This window comes from Alteromonas gracilis (assembly GCF_002993325.1).
GTDB lineage: Bacteria > Pseudomonadota > Gammaproteobacteria > Enterobacterales > Alteromonadaceae > Alteromonas > Alteromonas gracilis.
In genome coordinates, this window is record NZ_PVNO01000005.1 from 1 (window position 1) to 17087 (window position 17087).

General features: G+C 43.1%; 15 protein-coding genes and 2 rRNA genes. 5 read left to right on the top strand and 12 right to left on the bottom strand.

The features are described 5' to 3' along the window. Nucleotides 1–5: 5 nt before the first annotated feature. Nucleotides 6–121, top strand: a 5S ribosomal RNA gene (rrf, locus tag C6Y39_RS02720). Between the two features lie 141 nt (nt 122–262). After that, nucleotides 263–378 (top strand): 5S ribosomal RNA (gene rrf / locus C6Y39_RS02725). A gap of 40 nt (nt 379–418) precedes the next feature. Here the strand turns inward: rrf (C6Y39_RS02725) and C6Y39_RS02730 are convergent. The 9 genes from C6Y39_RS02730 to C6Y39_RS02770 all read right to left on the bottom strand — a co-directional run bounded on the left by C6Y39_RS02730 (nt 419) and on the right by C6Y39_RS02770 (nt 11075). Then, entirely contained in the window at nt 419–949 is a 531-nt protein-coding gene (locus C6Y39_RS02730) for an acyloxyacyl hydrolase (RefSeq protein WP_105929800.1), read from the bottom strand. Nucleotides 950–1083: 134 nt separating this feature from the next. Then, nucleotides 1084–1914 (bottom strand): type 2 periplasmic-binding domain-containing protein, encoded by an 831-nt coding sequence (locus tag C6Y39_RS02735; protein WP_105929801.1) that lies wholly within the window; start codon nt 1912–1914, stop codon nt 1084–1086. Further along, a complete protein-coding gene (locus C6Y39_RS02740; RefSeq protein ID WP_105929802.1) occupies nt 1895–2686 on the bottom strand; it encodes a type 2 periplasmic-binding domain-containing protein in 792 nt (263 codons plus the stop codon). The genes C6Y39_RS02735 and C6Y39_RS02740 overlap by 20 nt, the downstream gene beginning before the upstream one ends. 141 nt (nt 2687–2827) lie before the next feature. Then, nucleotides 2828–5917, bottom strand: a complete 3090-nt coding sequence (locus tag C6Y39_RS02745) for an error-prone DNA polymerase (protein ID WP_105929803.1) — start codon at nt 5915–5917, stop codon at nt 2828–2830. 29 nt (nt 5918–5946) lie between these two features. Then, a complete protein-coding gene (locus C6Y39_RS02750) occupies nt 5947–7410 on the bottom strand; it encodes a Y-family DNA polymerase (protein ID WP_105929804.1) in 1464 nt (487 codons plus the stop codon). A 2-nt stretch (nt 7411–7412) separates the two neighbouring features. After that, nucleotides 7413–8153 (bottom strand): recombinase RecA, encoded by a 741-nt coding sequence (locus tag C6Y39_RS02755; RefSeq protein ID WP_105929805.1) that lies wholly within the window; start codon nt 8151–8153, stop codon nt 7413–7415. 282 nt (nt 8154–8435) lie between these two features. After that, nucleotides 8436–8948, bottom strand: a complete 513-nt coding sequence (locus tag C6Y39_RS02760; protein ID WP_105929806.1) for a hypothetical protein — start codon at nt 8946–8948, stop codon at nt 8436–8438. Nucleotide 8949: 1 nt separating this feature from the next. Beyond that, nucleotides 8950–10701, bottom strand: a complete 1752-nt coding sequence (locus C6Y39_RS02765) for a DUF885 domain-containing protein (RefSeq protein WP_105929807.1) — start codon at nt 10699–10701, stop codon at nt 8950–8952. A gap of 38 nt (nt 10702–10739) precedes the next feature. Continuing rightward, nucleotides 10740–11075 carry a DUF1820 family protein gene (locus C6Y39_RS02770; RefSeq protein WP_105929808.1) on the bottom strand — a complete coding sequence of 112 codons (336 nt, stop codon included), beginning with the start codon at nt 11073–11075 and terminating at the stop codon, nt 10740–10742. Between the two features lie 186 nt (nt 11076–11261). Between C6Y39_RS02770 and C6Y39_RS02775 the strand changes: the two genes are divergently transcribed. Next, nucleotides 11262–12899, top strand: coding sequence for a M28 family metallopeptidase (locus tag C6Y39_RS02775; RefSeq protein WP_105929809.1), 1638 nt, complete (start codon nt 11262–11264; stop codon nt 12897–12899). A 63-nt stretch (nt 12900–12962) separates the two neighbouring features. Here the strand turns inward: C6Y39_RS02775 and C6Y39_RS02780 are convergent, their stop codons facing one another. From C6Y39_RS02780 to coaBC, 3 genes are all read right to left on the bottom strand, one after another. Beyond that, nucleotides 12963–13706 carry a glycosyltransferase family 25 protein gene (locus C6Y39_RS02780; RefSeq protein WP_105929810.1) on the bottom strand — a complete coding sequence of 248 codons (744 nt, stop codon included), beginning with the start codon at nt 13704–13706 and terminating at the stop codon, nt 12963–12965. 74 nt (nt 13707–13780) lie between these two features. Beyond that, complete coding sequence (slmA, locus tag C6Y39_RS02785) at nt 13781–14371, bottom strand: nucleoid occlusion factor SlmA (protein WP_105929811.1); 591 nt, start codon at nt 14369–14371, stop codon at nt 13781–13783. Between the two features lie 115 nt (nt 14372–14486). Then, nucleotides 14487–15716, bottom strand: coding sequence for a bifunctional phosphopantothenoylcysteine decarboxylase/phosphopantothenate--cysteine ligase CoaBC (gene coaBC / locus C6Y39_RS02790; RefSeq protein ID WP_105929812.1), 1230 nt, complete (start codon nt 15714–15716; stop codon nt 14487–14489). A gap of 206 nt (nt 15717–15922) precedes the next feature. Here coaBC and radC point away from each other — a divergent pair, with 206 nt between their 5' ends. Then, nucleotides 15923–16600, top strand: a complete 678-nt coding sequence (radC, locus tag C6Y39_RS02795; RefSeq protein ID WP_105930008.1) for a RadC family protein — start codon at nt 15923–15925, stop codon at nt 16598–16600. A gap of 92 nt (nt 16601–16692) precedes the next feature. Continuing rightward, nucleotides 16693–17046, top strand: a complete 354-nt coding sequence (locus C6Y39_RS02800) for a hypothetical protein (RefSeq protein ID WP_105929813.1) — start codon at nt 16693–16695, stop codon at nt 17044–17046. The last annotated feature ends 41 nt before the right edge of the window (nt 17047–17087 follow it).

Genomic DNA, 17087 nt, shown 5'->3' on the forward strand with positions numbered 1-17087 from the left:
TTTTTCCTGGCAGCCATAGCGATACGGTACCACCTGACTCCATTCCGAACTCAGAAGTGAAACGTATTAGCGCCGATGGTAGTGTGGGGTCTCCCCATGTGAGAGTAGGACACTGCCAGGTCCCATTAAAAGAAACCCGCCTAACGGCGGGTTTTTTGCTTTATATAGAAGCCACTGTATTTTTATATACTTAGGCTAACAGAATTCATTGAAGTTGATAGCGCTCAACTTTACGCGGCTAATAAGCTGCAAACCAGTTTTTCCTGGCAGCCATAGCGATACGGTACCACCTGACCCCATTCCGAACTCAGAAGTGAAACGTATTAGCGCCGATGGTAGTGTGGGGTCTCCCCATGTGAGAGTAGGACACTGCCAGGTCCCATTAAGAAAAACCCGCCTAATGGCGGGTTTTTTGCGTTTAGAAGTGGTAGGCGTATGACAAGTTTAGAAAGTCCAATCCAGGATTGTCATTGTTAAACCCGCCGTTAGAAAAATGCATATATCGCAACGCTACGTGTTGCTTTTTATCAAGCTCCACAAAGATGCCAATACGATCTTCGAATTGATAATTTGACCCAATATCTTTGCCCGCCACTTCTTGATCACCAATATAGCTCGCGCCAATACCTGCCTCAATATACACCGGGTATTGATTATTTAGCGTAGCAACTTGCTTCATGAAAACGGGAGTGATGGATGCAGCATAGCTTGTGCTGTGCGTATCGTCTTTTCCGTATTCCCAGATTACCGCGCTCACTTCCCAGTACAGCTTTAAATCGCCAAGCCAGTCGGTTACAAGTTCCTGTTCTAAAGGTCTATAGGCGAACCGCATTCCGTCGATGCCATCGAACCCATGCATATAGTCAACGCTTACAGTCTGTCGAGCTTGCACCGTATTCGCAGTAAAAGTGAAAAAAAAAGAAAATAATAGAAGTAGTATCGATTTCATAGTTGCTCCTTGAATTGTTAATCAATCAGCAAGATTCCTTCCAACTATAAAACATATTTATATCAGTGCGTTAAATCTTTCTTTCTTTCATTTGAGTTACTGTTTATGTGTTATTTACTGCGGTTATGGAATTATTACAAGGCTGGCCACAGGACGTTTTTTGTAAGTCCTTGTTGTTTCATCAGTCGCTGAGTTAACTGCTTAGTTTCTTCAATACCATACTTATTTTTTATTTCATTGATGGTTTTTGAGTTGGAATTAAGGAACGTATTGAGTTCGTGAATAATGTCAGGATGTTTTAGTGTGGAAACGGAGAAAGACACCGTGTTGTACGGAAGCGTTAGATCAGCAGTGAACTCGCCAATGTTAGGATATCGACGAAGAATACGTTGAGCTACGTTGTATTCTATATCCATGGCATTGGCTTTCTCTTTGTTTAGAAGTGATAACCCCTCATAGACGCTGTTCACACCAATTACGTTTACGGTATTTTCGTTGATTTGTTTCTTCCATTTAGCTGGGGTAAATCCGTCGGGAATAATGAGGTTACTGACAAAGCCAATGCCCTTACCTTTGTTTTCTGGTTTTACTAACGTCACAGCAAAAGTGTCTACCAGTGGGAGAGAGTAAGCCTTATCAACGCTATATGTTATAGGGTCGTTCCATCTAGGGTTATCTGGAAAAACGAAATCAACATTCCCTTTTTTTAATTCAATTTGAAGGCGTTTAACGGGCATGCTTAGGTAGATAAACTGGTGCCCACTGTGCTTTGAAAACGCTTCCAGTATGGCCCATCCTAAACCTTTTTCATGGGGTGAAGAAAAATTGTAATAAGGGGAATATTCAATATTTTGAGCGCCTACGATGTAGGTGTCGGCTTTAATAGTCGAAGAAAAAAATGAAACACAAAGTATTATCGATATAGTCTGAATAATACGGTGTGTGCTATTGCCAAACCTCTTCAATTTGCAATCCTTGTTCATTTAAAAGCTGCTGTGTTAGTTTTTCAAAGTCCATTACGCCGTACTTTAACTTAATACTATCAATTAATTCGGGGTTTGAGGATATAAAATCATTTAGTTCAGCAATAACATCGGAGTGATAAAGCGTAGATAGAGAGAAAGGTATTTCATTGTGTGGAAGGGTCATATCTAAAGTAAATACATCTTTCTCAAAGTAAAGCGATGAGGAGTGTTGGCTCACAAAATACTCTAAATCGAGGGCGTCTACACGCCCCTGATGTAAAAGATCCATTCCCTGTTGAATAGTGTTTACCCATATAATTTTAGTGCTTTGATTATTTATCCGCATTTGCCAATTAACAGGTGTGAACCCTAATGGCATGGCGAGATGTTTTATCGCCCCAATACCTTTTCCGACATTTTCTTTTTTAACAATAGTTCCTGTCATGGCATGAGTAAGGGGAGAAGAAAAGTGTTTGTCTTTCGACGTGGTAGTGCTGTTATACCATCCGCTGTTGTCAGGATAAACAAAGTCTACATTACCTTTAACCAGTTCAAGCTGAAGTCTTCGTATTGGTAAACTTACGTAAATAAATTCATGTCCAGAAGCGTCGGAGAATGCTTCTAAAACAGACCATGCGACGCCTTTATCAGCGGTGGAGGCAAAGTCGTAGTGAGGAAAGTATGCTAAATTCTGAGCCCCAATAATGTACTTTTTAGCATAGATATTAACACTTAGCAGGGAGGCACAGAAAAGCATAATCCATCGAATCATTTAAACTCCAAAATGATCTCAGTTATTCACAAAACGCTTTAAGTTTAATCACTTTGGTATTTAAAGCAATTAACTCGCCTCTTGATAAAGAAAAAGCACGGAATAAAGAAATTAAGGTGCTATTACATAAGAGTAAAGTGCCTAATGAAAATCCCGTGAGTTAAGCGATATTTGTTCTAACCAAGGTGTGCGATCAATAAGTTTACCAGCGATAATATGTATCACTCCCTCTTTGGAGCGTTCAATAATGCCATTAACTTGCAAAAGCTTAGCTTTTAAAAAGATTTGTTGCTGCGCTCTGGCTGTGGATTGCCATACGACGACGTTCATATTGCCAATATCATCTTCTAAGGTAAGAAATGTAACGCCAGCGGCTGTACCAGGCGCTTGACGGCCCGTTACGGCACCCAGAACTTTAACTACTGATTTATTTTTCTTAGTAACGAGGGAGTTAGACCAGCTAATATCTTTGAGCTGATGTTGTTGTCGAAGTAATGAAATTGGGTGGTTATTAACGGATAGTCCTGTCGATGCATAATCTTCGAGTAAATTTTCAGCATCAGAGGGCGAAACATTTAATGTGCTGATGTTTTCATCAGTATATTTCTCTTCTGCGTCGAACAGCGGTAAGCGCGTTTGCGTATCCATTATTCTCCAGCGTGTTTCATAGCGGTTACCTGAAATGGTACGCAGTGCATCGGCGCTAGCGAGCGCTTCTAGCTCATTACTCTTGAGCGACAGCTGGTGTAGTTGTTCTATATTGACATACCCCTTGTTAGGTCTGTTCTTTACAAGTTGTTGGGACGACGTTTCGCTAAGCCCTTTGATAAGCTTAAGTCCTAATTGTATGCGCTTTTCTTGGTTTACTATAACTAGGGTATGTTCAGTGTCAGACTTGTTCACACAGGGGGCTTCTACGTGAATATTATGCCGCTTTGCATCTTGCACTAGCTGTGACGGCGTGTAAAAGCCCATTGGCCAGCTGTTTAATAACGCCACATAAAACTCTACAGGGAAGTAAAACTTAAGCCAGCAAGATACATAAGCCAATACTGCGAAAGAAGCGGAATGCGACTCTGGAAAGCCATACCCTGCAAACCCCTTAATCTGTTCAAATAAGTTATGAGCAAAAGTATTGTCATAACCTTTATCTGTCATACCTTTGATCAGCTTGTCTCTAAACTCGAAAATCCTTCCGTCCTTTTTCCAGCTCGCCATAGCGCGACGAAGTTGGTCAGCTTCACCCCCACTGAAGCCTGCGGCAACCATAGCAAGTTGAATGACCTGCTCTTGGAAAATAGGTACGCCCATAGTACGGGACAGCACTTTTTCGACTTCTTTTGAAGGATACTCGATAGTTTCGTTACCGTGACGGCGTATTAAATAAGGGTGCACCATATCCCCCTGAATTGGACCTGGCCGAACAATGGCAATTTGCACTACTAAATCATAGTACCGACGAGGTTTTAACCTTGGCAGCATAGACATTTGGGCCCTTGACTCTATCTGGAAAACGCCGACGGTATCAGCGCGGCAAATCATATCGAAAACCTGTTTGTCATCGCCAAGTTTAGTGATGAAGGGAATGCTTGTCTGAACGGGGTATTGCTTATTAATGAGGGCAAAAGCCCGGCGAATAGCGCTTAACATACCCAGAGCCAACACATCGACTTTTAATAGACCTAGTGTTTCTATATCGTCCTTATCCCACTGAATAATCGTGCGAGCTTCCATCGCTGCGTTTTCCACAGGAACTAAGTCATACAATGGGCCCGCGCTTATCACAAACCCGCCTACATGCTGTGACAAATGCCTTGGCGTGCCCAATAGAGATTCGGTTAAGTTAATAAGCTGTTGTACTCGTTTCTCTTGCGGATTTAAACCGAGGTTGGCTAGTTGGGACTTCCACGGTATAACGCTATCCCGACGGTTTATTTGCTTAACAACAAAGTCCAGTTGAGATTCGCTAAAGCCTAGTGCTTTTCCCACATCTTTAAATGCTGATTTAAAGCGGTAACAAATCACAGTCGCGGCGATAGCAGTTCTTTCTCTGCCGTACTTTTTATAAATATACTGAATAATTTCTTCACGGCGTTGATGCTCAAAATCCACATCAATGTCAGGCGGTTCATTGCGCTCTTTTGAAATAAAGCGTTCAAAAAGTACGCTAATTTGTCTAGGGTCGACGGCGGTAATTTCTAAACAATAGCAAACCACAGAGTTCGCCGCAGAGCCACGACCTTGATATAAGATGCGCTGTTGTTTGGCAAACTGGACGATATCGTAAATTGTTAGAAAGAAATATTCATACTCTTGCTCGGCAATCAGCGTAAGCTCTTTTTCAATGGTCTGCCGAATTTCCGTAGTAATACCTTCTGGAAAGCGAATTTTAATCCCTTCTTCCACACGCTCTCTTAAATAAGACGTAGGTGTGTAGCCTTTGGGAACAAGTTCGGCAGGGTATTGATAGCGCAACTCCTCTAAAGAAAACGTAAATAATTGGCTAAGAGCATTAGTATTCGCCACCCACTTTTCAGGATATAGCTTCTTAATTTTATGTATGGTGCGTAAGCTACGTTCTGCATTACTTAATGCACTTCTTCCTATCTCGTCAACGCTGGTATGAACTTTTGTGGCGTGCAAAACATGCTGTAGTGGCAACCTATCTGCGTGATGCATCAATACACCCGTACACGCAATAACAGGAAATGAGTAGGTAGATTGCAAAGCGTTATAGTGCGCAAACCTATGATGATCACGTCCATCTAGTAAGCGCTGCGCACCTATGTAGACGTCTATGCTGGGGTGCTTTAGCAGCCATTCTGCCCAATGTTTATCTTGGGTTTCCTTCCCACTGGGCAACCAGATAAATTTACAGTGTCGAATGGTGCGTAAATCCCATTCGGCTAGTTGATACTCACCTTTTTCAGAACGGCGCCTCGCATTAGTGATGATTCGGCATAGCTCACTGTAGGCAGCCTTATCTGGGCACAACAATACAAAGGATAAGGTCTCATCAAATACAAAGTAACTGCCCACAATAAGCTTGATAGGTAATTTTTGGTGGGTAATTTCATCGAAGGCTCGCACTATGCCTGCTACAGAGCATTCATCAGTAATAGCGAGAGCCTCGTAGCCAAGAAAAGACGCTGTGGTAACTAGCTCAGCAGGAGAAGAAGCCCCGCAAAGAAAGCTATAGTTGCTTTGACAAAATAGTTCGCTGTACTTCATGCTAACGTGCTTACCCTAACCACATATACCTAACAAAAAAGCCCTTGTACCCACCATCGAGATTCTTCATCTTTGAACACCAATAACCGGACACTCTGAGGGGTCTGCGCAATGAAGTAATCGCGCTTGGTAGGACGGTCGTGCCACCATTCGCTATTTAACCGTAAGGGCCCAAAACAAATTTGTGTTGGTTGAGTAAGTGGCGTAGGAACATCAAAGGTAAAAGTAGGCGCAGTATCGCAAGCATAAGCATATTCAGGCACGTTCGGTTCGGTTACCGTCATATATTCAAACTGATGACTGTTGGCTGCGCGAGGTTGAAAAGTGCTTTTATCACCTAGCTTAGCGTTTAAGCGGCCAATTAGTTGCTTTTGTGCCACATCATTAAATCGATCGCTGAAAAAGTCGCCATTATGAGTATCTATTTCTTCAAATTGATGGCATTTAAGCTCAACAGCAGTAGCGGGTTCAGGCAATACAAGGTTTTCAATTTTAAGGGTAAATAACGGCAGCCAGCTTTTAACAGAAGACTGAGGTAGCGCAGATTGGATCTCAATATTCATGGGCGGCGCTTCTCTAAATTGAATGTATATGGCCACGTTTGATGTGTATAAATTTCTAGCTCGTAAATAATGAGATAGATGCTCAAGTTGTTGGGTAACAAAAGGCGTTAAGTGCTGTATGTTTTCTACGTCAAAGGGTAACAGTAAGAAGTTATCGAAACGCTCTAGCGGCCTAAATAGCGTAACGCGGGGAAACGTCTCTCCTCTCAGTGCAGTCAGATACATAATGGTGTTATTGTCAAAGCGTCGACCTAGCTCTTGGACAGGCATGTCGAGTAACTGTTGCACGCTAGTAATTCCCACTCTAGCCAGCGACTCTATAACTTTAGGCGCCAGTGCAGTAAGAGAAAGAGGGCATGCATTTAACGCTTTTTTTATGTCATCACGTGTACATACGTAAGTGTTGTACTTTTGAAGTGCCAGTACCTTTGCCGCTTCTATTGTCCACGCACAGCCAAAGTGGTAGCGAACATCAGACTCCGATAACGCCTGCGTGAGGGTTTTCCATAGAGGCTCATGACCACCATAGTAATGGGTTAAATTGTCTAATCTTATAGCTAGTCCGCCTGCACAGGCATGACTATCTAGCACAATGTCTGATGCAAGCGGATAAAGCCGATGTGCTAACTGCGTAAGCATATGCCTTTCGTTTTCTTCATTGAAAGGCAGTACATGTACATAAGGGCATAGTGCAGCTGCTTGCGCTAAACCATGCCCGATTTCAATACCTTCTGTCTTTGCAATATCATTGCATTGAACAATTTTATTTATTTTACTGCAGTAGACGACAACGGGTGTGCTTAAAGGTAGTGACGAACCTTTATGGTTAGCACCGACACAAGACTCTTGATAATGTGCAGCTGTGCGCCTAGTCGCTCTATTATGACTATCTAAAGTAAGTTGGTAGCAGTAAATATAAGCCCATAGCATGGTCAGCTCACTGAGTGTAGCGCCTGATCAGAAAGCGTATTGTGCGTCATCGCCCACTTAATGGCGTTATTGTCAGGCGTCCATTTGTGTGAAATAACGATGTTATCCTTAGGCCATCCATGACGCTGTTTGCGAATATTTACCGATAAAGCGTGCGGGGTTCCTTGCAGATAAAGATCTAAAGTAATAGGTAGCGCATCGTCACTAGAAGCTTGGGCGCTGCTTAATGGTCTGTTTTGTTGTTTACTTGACGATGACAGCGGCCGATGCACCGGAGTATAAAGCAAGCATAGGGCATCGTTATGTGTCGCAGCTACCTGTAAACGGCGGGCTTCCTTTTGGCTTATTGTATTACTCCACAGCACCACGCAATGGCAAGCTGTACTTTTTAGGCATTGCTCTGCCGCCCACAATGATTCTTGCTGTGTATGCGTTTTTACTACAAGTACTTGTTGCGTCTTAAGGCCTAAATTTTCTAACCACGGCGACTGCAAACGCCCTGGAGGATTGATAAATACAACGAGTTTATGAGTACGATGCTGGCATATTACGTCTTTAAACAATGAGAGTTCACCAACGCCAGTCAGAGAAGCTATACGCACTAAGCCTGTAGAAGCAACGCCACCGTTAAGCGCTTTATCTAGTCGCGGAAAACCTAATGAAAACTTTGTTTCATTTTGCTTTTGTTCTCTGGCCCGCCAAATATGAGGGTGGTTGTTAAGCACGGATAACGGTTTATTCATGGCACTCAAAATGAACTGTATTTATGTACAGTATTATAGTGCAGCAATGATCCTTTTCAAGATTAAAGGCTCAAGCCTTGAAGCTTTTAATGCTAACTTATTGATTAGTTTGAAAAGGTAAAAGATTAAATCTTTAAGAAGAAGGGAAGTGTCAAGGGGCGGACAAGCGTTTAAATTTTCAATTCAAGACGAAATGGCTATTAAGGGCCTGGCTGCTCTTTACCATACGAAAAGAGTAGAAGGCCCTAATAATGCTCTACCTTTGCAAATCAGTAAGCAGGACTAGCTTTCTTGTAAGGCCGCTGCTGATTTATTGGCTTTAGTGGTATTTATCGGTGCAGTAACCGTTTGGCAAAACGCGATAAAACCATCTGCGGTATTTTTTGCCCATACCATGCGCGCATTGCTGGGCAGTGTTTTTACCATATCGCGAACGTCTTCAAGCGTTACGTCCTCATTAAGCAACGCTTTATTTAAAGACTCTTCAAGCGACATACCTTTCTCACAGCACGCCATTACAATGGTCGAGAAATTTCGCATTAGCGAGTGAAGTATTTGATATTGCGATTGTTCGATAAGACGACTTTTATAATCACTTTCTACGCGCGCAGTAAGGTTCTTTTCTAATGCGTCTGTGACGAGAACAAGATTGCGATAAGCATAAGTTACTTTGCTGCTAGTTTGCTTATTTGAATGACGCAATAGCGCCAATTCTTTTTGTAAGTTCTGCGTTCGTAGTACCAAGTAAATTAAAAACAGGATAAGTAATCCAATAACACCAAATGCAACGAACATCTTATTTTGCCTTTTGCTCTTCTATAAACGTATTTATGTGTTGTTCTAAAATAAAAAGTGGCACAGAACCATTTTCCAAAACGGCGCGATGAAATTTACGAACATCAAAACGCTGTCCTAGTGCAGTCTCTGCTTTTTCACGCAGCGCTTTAATTTTAATTTCGCCAATTTTGTACGATAACGCCTGTGCAGGCCATGAAATGTAGCGGTCTATTTCTGTATTAACGTTGTGCTCAGAAAGCGCGGTGTTTTCCATCATATAGTCCACAGCTTGTTGACGGCTCCAGCCCATCGTATGCATACCAGTATCAACCACTAAACGACACGCACGCCACATTTCGTAGCTTAAGCGGCCAAAGTTGTCATAAGGCGTTTCGTAAATACCTGCTTCTATGCCCAAAAACTCTGAGTATAGACCCCAGCCCTCACCAAAGGCTGAAATATAGGTGTTGCGACGTACCATAGGTAAGTCTTCAAGCTCTGCTGCCAACGATATTTGAAGGTGATGGCCTGGCACCGCTTCGTGTAAGGTCAGTGCAGGTAGGGCATACAAAGGGCGCTTATCAAGGGCATAAGTGTTTACCCAGTAATAGCCTGGCTGGTCATCGCGGCTAGGATGGATGTAACGTCCCGTTGTATATTTAGGCGCGATAGCGTCTGGTACAGGCGCTACACCGTAGGGCGTTCTTGGGAGGTACTCGAAAAGAGAAGGGAGTTTTGCGTCCATTTTCTTTGCAATAAATGACGCCTCTTTCAGCAAATCTTCAGCGCTGGTGGCATAAAATTGCGGGTCTTCCCGTAAAAACGTAATGAAGTCATTAATGTCGCCATCAAAGCCAAGGTCATCCACAATTTGTTGCATTTGCGCGCGAATGCGTTTTACTTCTGATAACCCTAAATCATGTATTTCCTGCGGGGTCATATCAGTAGTAGTGTAATGCTTTGCTCTATTAGCATAATACGCCACACCATCAGGCCAGTTATTTGCGGCAATATCTTCACGGGCATTGGGAATGTATTCATCTACCATGAAGTCGTAGAACATTTGATATGCAGGCAACACGCTGCTGTTTATGGCTGCCTCACCCTGTTCCGTTAGCGCTGATTTTTGTTCGGCAGTAAAGTACTCAGGAAACCGGGTAAATGGAGAATAAAAACCACTGTCTTCAGCCTTTTCAACAATGTAAGACGCCACTGAGTTTTCAAACCCTTTCAACACGACTTTAGGTTGCGTGTAGCCTTCTTTTAGCGCCTGTTTCATGTACGAAACTTGTTGGTCGAAGTAAGGCTTTAGCGCGTTTAGACGGCTAATGTAGGCTTGATAATCTTCTACGCGCTTAAAGGTTGATAAATTAGGAAGCGAGGCCATCGCACCGTGAAAGCCATATTCTGAATTGATGGGTACCAAGTGCGCGCGATAGGTATATTCGTCCACATAATTAGCTAAACGATATTGCTGCATTAGCAAGGCAATATAAGCGTCAGTAGAGATATTCTCTTTTTCATACTGACTTAAGGCTTTTTGAAAAGCGCGCCATTGCTCATCTTGTGCTTTCAAGGCTTTAGGAGAGTTATCTGGTAACACGTGAGCGAGTGAGGTATCGCCTTCTCTGGAGGCTAAAAGTGGCGAAACCGAAAGCTCGTATTGCCAAATTTCATCAAGAAGTTGGTACAAGCTTTCATCGTTCAATTCTTTTGCTGTGGTGCTTATACTGCAAACTAATAGTAATGCCGCGAATACGTAGCGATACATAGGGATCTCCGGCAACCTTTACCGGCTGGGTCCGGCGGTTACTCTTTTGTTGGTGTATATATTGGACTAGGAAATGCCGTTACTTTATCAGATTTATTTTCTAATTTAGTAATTTTGGCCGAACCTTTTTTATTTACAGCGTCAATGCGCAAAATGTTGTGCATCGGAACATACGTTTTTGTTACTTCCGAGAATTCGTTTTTTAGTCTTTCATGACTAGGGTCCACAACAACACTTGTGTGGGTATCCCACACAAAGTCACCTATTTCTATAAAGCCAAACAAAGCGCCTTGTATAAGGGTTTTTACATACAATTCGTAGCGTTCGCCATTGCTGGTAAATTGAACGCGGTAAAGAATATCGTCTTTCGACATAGATGCTGCTCTTCACTAAAAAATAACAAAATCCGGAAATCGAGCCGGCATGTGGCTGATAATTTTACCTTGCTCCTAAAATGCGAGCAACGGTAGGAAACACATGGTAAACGAAAGCTGTTTGATGGTATTTCTCGTATTAACTGCGTTACTATGACGCACACTTAGTTATACGGTGAAATTAAAATGATAAAAAAACTCCTTATTGGTGGTGCAATGACAGCAATTACATTTGCTGCAACAGCACATAACCACGCATCGACAGATAATGCTTTCAACCCTGATACACAGCGAATCAAATCGCACTTGTTTTTCTTAGCAGACGATTTACTTGAAGGGCGTGATACTGGCTCTCGAGGTCATGAGATCGCGGCGCTTTATATTGCGACCGAATTTGCCAAATATGGTTTGAAGCCTGCAGGCACAGATGGCTACATACAAAATGTATCGTTTCGCAAAGCCAATCTGGTTCAAGAATCACCTAAGTTTACATTTACACAAAACGGCGAAACCGTTGATTTTGATTACCCGAAAGAATATTTAGCTAGCCCAAGCTTGCTTAGCACTGAAGCCAATGTAAAAGGTGAGATGGTATTCGTAGGCTACGGCATTGTGGCTGACGAGTTATCTCATAACGATTATAAAGGCCTAGATGTTGAAGGAAAAATTGTTGTAGCGCTTGCGGGTAAGCCAAGCGACTTTCCATCAGAAGAGGGCGCTCACTTCGCGTCGGGCTATCAAAAACAAAAGTATGCGGTAGACAATGGCGCTATCGGCATGATCACTATCACTACGCCTAAAAACGAGAAAGTGCGCCCGTATCAGAGCCGCTTGAACTACATTCATACACCGCGTATGGCGTGGTTAGACGATAATGGCGAGCCTGCGAATAGTTTTTCTCAGCTTAAAGGCGGCGCTTACATGAGTGAAGGGGCTGCACGTAAACTGTTTCAAGGCGCAGAAAAGAGTCTTGATGACGTTTATGCAGTTCTTGAAGCTGACAAAGTACCGCAAGGCTTTGCGTTAAACGGCGTAGTTGATATCAGCAAGACGAGCGTACACGACACCATCACAAGCCCAAATGTTGTGGGTGTGCTTGAAGGTTCAGACCCGGAGCTTAAAGACGAGTACGTGGTTTTCTCTGCTCACTCTGATCACATTGGTTTTGCAAAAACAGTGAAGAAAGACAACATCAATAACGGTGCTATGGACAATGCATCGGGTACGTCTGTCATGTTAGAAACTGCACGCCTGTTTAGCGAAATGGAAGAAAAGCCAAAGCGCTCAATTTTGTTTGTGTCGGTAACTGGTGAAGAGAAAGGCCTGCTAGGTGCAGACTATTTCGCCCGTAACCCAACGGTACCCGTTACTTCGATGGTGGCGAACGTAAACTTGGATATGCCTATTCTGACTTACGAGTTTGCCGATGTTATTGCCTTTGGCGCTAATCATAGTGATTTGCAAGACTCAGTGGAAAAAGCCGCAGCCAATGCCGATATCGAACTAAGCCCAGATCCATGGCCAGAGCAAGCTTTGTTCACACGCTCAGATCACTATGCGTTTGTAAAACAAGGCGTACCTTCAGTATTTATGGTGCCGGGTCTTAAGTCAAAAGATCCTAATGTAGATGGTAGCAAAGTCTTCGGTCAGTTCTTATCTACCCACTACCACAAGCCAAGCGATGATCTAAATCAGCCGTTTAACTGGAACGCTGCCGAAACTTTTACAAAAGTGAACGCGCAAATCGGCTGGACATTGGCAAATCAGAAGAACAAGCCTAAGTGGAACGAGGGTGACTTCTTTGGAAAGACGTTTAGTAAATAACATGTATTGACTAAATAGCAATGACTAGCGCCGGCCTTCATTAATGAAGGCCGGCGTTTTTAATTATTGGCTAATTTCTGTCAAATCTGCAGAAAGCTTTTTACGCTCAAAGTACATCTTTATACGGAATTTTAGGTTTCGCCAAAAGGAGCTGTGATTAGAGTGGCGGCCACCGTTTACAACACCTATTTCACTGACGAACGTCTTGTCCTGAGTGAAGGGGTACGGGCGAATTCCAACAACACTGATCCCCACCTCGCTATGGAACTGTATATCAACGTCTACGGCCCGAAAAAATAGCTTACGTTTTAGTAATTTTTCAGCACCAGATAAACTTAACGCATATGCTGCTGTGCAATTTGGAACTTTAAAAAAATTACCTAGAGTAAAAGTATTATCTAATGGCATTGAGTCGATAAACAGATTATCGCGGTTGTCGAATAATTTAATCATGTCCCAGCCTTTAAGCTGTTCAACATGCTTAAGCAGAGACGGAAGTTTATCGTCTATACACAAATCGTCTTCTAAAATAAGACAGTAAGGTATTTTTTCTTCAGAGATCTTCATCCAAAGGTTTTGATGGCTGATATAGCAACCTATCTCTCCCACGGTAAGATTTCTATGGTGATACTTACGATTTGCATGAGCATCATAATGCTGTTCAATTTCTTCGTTGCTCAACACCCGTCCAACGGTTGCGTTAAACCGAATAGGATGAAGACCCAGTGCGATGAGCTTCGAAGATGTTGACTCCCAACGCTCAACGCAGGCTTCCATATTGATTACAAAAATTGGGATACTCTTCATAATTAATCGCTTTTAAGCAACGGTCGCACTGCGCTATTAAAAAGCGAACTTTCGCAACAGCGGGCCCATATTTATCACTGAACAAACATTTGTTTAAACGTAGCCCATTGCTCATTGAACTGCTCTGTCGGCTTGCGGGTAAAGCCGCTGCGAATAAAGCCGTTAATGCGACCATCAGTGTAGCTAATCAGCATATTGGCGATAATCGCTTCATCTGCGGATAGTGTCTTACCTTCGCGTAGTTTGCGCTCCCTCAATACTTGTTTGAGCTGCGTTTCTAAACGCTCAAAAAGTTTTGCAATACGCGCGCGCAAACGGTCTTGTTCGCCCATAAGTGCATCACCATTTAAGATGCGGGTAATGCCTGGGTTTTTCTCCGCAAAGCCTAAAATGAGATGTAAGATAAGCTGGCAGCGCGTAAGCGAGTCTTTTTCTTCATTCACAATTTTATTGATACGTGTGAAGAGCGTTTCTTCGATAAACTCAATGAGTCCCTCAAACATGCGCGCTTTACTTGGAAAGTGGCGATAGAGTGCCGCTTCAGACACCCCTACCTTTTCAGCTAATTTAGCCGTAGTAATACGTTGACCAGGGCTGGTTTCTAGCATTCCAGCGAGTGCTTGCAGAATTTGGGCTCTGCGATTTGTTTTTTTGACAGCAGGCATGACGAAAGTAATTCCTCCGCTACCGAGTTACAGCAACTCGGGCTCCATGTTAAATTGGCTTACACCAAAGCGTTTATTTTTATCGTTTTTATTATCGACACTTAATAAGTATCTGTTAGCTTTTATTACTAAGCGCAAAACGCTCTGCAATAAGTGCAACTAGCTGTTCCGCCAGCTCATTTTTACTCGTTGCTGGAAAACGTTTATCTCCGTCTTTCCAGATTACGTGCAGCGCATTTTTATCGCTATTAAATCCAAGACCGTCCACAGTAATGTCATTTGCAGCAATCATATCTAGCTTCTTTTTGACTAGTTTTGAACGTGCATAATCTTCAACGTGTTGGCTCTCTGCTGCAAAGCCTACGCAAAATGGCCTGTCAGGTCTTCCAGATATTTTTGCTAGAATATCAGGGTTTTTAATAAAAGTAAGTGTTAACTCATCACCTGTTTTTTTAATCTTGTTATCGGCGATAGTCGAGGCTTTATAATCAGCAACGGCTGCGGTACTGATAAAGATATCTGTGGATGGTGTGAGCTTTTCACACGCCGATAGCATGTCATCGGCAGTCACAACATCAATGCGAGAACAGTTAGCAGGGGTACTAAGAGACACTGGACCTGCGACCAATGTGACGTTAGCGCCTGCCGCTGATGCAGCTTTTGCGATAGCAAAGCCCATCTTGCCCGAACTATGGTTTGATATATAACGCACCGGGTCTAAAGGCTCTCTTGTCGGCCCAGCGGTAATCATCACATTTCTTCCCGCTAGGTTTTGTAGTGCAGGAAAGCGTTGAAATGCATTGTCTTTGGCAGTGTTCAATACGCTAGCAATATCGACAGGTTCAACCATTCTCCCGGCGCCTATATCTCCACACGCCTGTTCACCGCTCGCCGGACCGATAAACGTGACCCCATGCTCTTCTAAACACGCGATGTTGCGCTGCGTAGCTACCGCTTTCCACATTTGCTGGTTCATCGCCGGAGCTATGTAGAGCGTTGCCGTTGTTGCTAAATACAACGTGGTAAGTAAGTCGTCAGCCATACCGTGAGCGAGCTTTGCCAACGTGTTAGCCGTTGCCGGAGCAATCAATAAAATGTCGGCCCATTTAGCAAGCTCAATGTGCCCCATAGCAGCTTCTGCTGCGGGGTCTAACAGATGTTGATGGACTGGATGGCCTGATACGGCCTGTAATGCTAATGGACTCACAAACTCTGCGGCAGAGTCAGTTACAACAACACGAACATTAGCGCCTAACGCGGTAAGCTTTCGAACCATATCGGGAGCTTTGTAGGCAGCAATACCGCCAGTCACGCCCAGCAAAATGTTTTTATTAGCAATAGACATAAAAGAACACTAAATCTAAATATTGATATTAGCCTACCATGGTGACAAAAAATCGGATAGCTGAACGAAAGTCGATGTCGCCAAACTAGCCTATTTAATTTTTATCAATTGCTTTATGCCAGATGAGAAACAGACCTTTAATACAGTCGTTAATACGTGGGTATTCATCTATAAACTCACTTTGAATGAGCTGGTGGACCGAGAGTATGTCAATAAAGGTGTGGCCGAAAAGCGAAAGGCCGAGAGAAAAGTTGTTACAACATGGCGCAGAAAGTTTAAGTGACGCAGAACTTATTGCCGTCATGTTAGGAAAAGGCGTTAAGGGAAAAAGCGCGGTGGCTGTGGCTCACGAGCTATTGAATGAGCTCGGGTGCTTGCGCGGGGTGGCCACGGCGTCAAAAGAAAAGTTCTCTACAATAACCGGTGTTGGCCCATGCAAGTATGCACAGTTCCAAGCGGGGTTTGAAATTTACAAACGCAATCTAGAGATAAAGCTCAAACGACAGGATGTGTTTAATAATGTTGATGATACGAAACGCTATTTGCAGGCTAAATTAAGAGACTGTGAAAGAGAAAAATTTGCGCTTTTGATGCTGGATAGTCAGCATCAACTCATTGCTTTTCGCACCATGTTTAATGGAACGATCAACAGCGCTGCAGTGTATCCTCGAGAATTGATCAAACAAGTTATGATCGATAACGCGGCTGCGATCATTTTAGTCCACAATCATCCTTCAGGCGTTGCTGAACCTAGTCATGCTGACATCCGCCTAACGTCAGAGATCAAAAATGCCATGGCGTCGATCGACGTACCTGTTCTCGATCATTTTGTGGTAGGAGACAAAGAAACTATTTCATTCGCACAGCGAGGCTTGCTAACATAAGAAACCTAAGTCATTTGTCGATTATAATCTAGTCAAATGGTTGAAAATGATTTAGCATAGGACCTAGTGGGTAATTTTATTAAAGGACTGTTATGAAGAAGTCAATTATTGCATTGTTTGCAGCTGCTACCATGGTAGCGGGTGTTAACGCACAAGATAACGAAGGTGGTACTTCAGGTATTGGTGGCGTAAGTGGCGGCATGATCGCTACTGGTGTTGTTGCTGCTGGCATTATCGCTGGTGTTGCAAACAACAACTCTGCAGACGCGCCAGGAAACGGTGGAACTGATCCAGTTCAACCTACGTGTGAAGGTGACGATCCACTAGTAGATGGCGTATGTGTTGGTACAACTAACACTGTTACTGTAACTACTTCTGGTACTAGCACTGTAACTAAGACAATTACTGTGCCTGTTACATTTACTTACGCGCCGACCGTACAGTAAATCTAAGAGTATTCGAAAAAGCCGCTTTTTTTAGCGGCTTT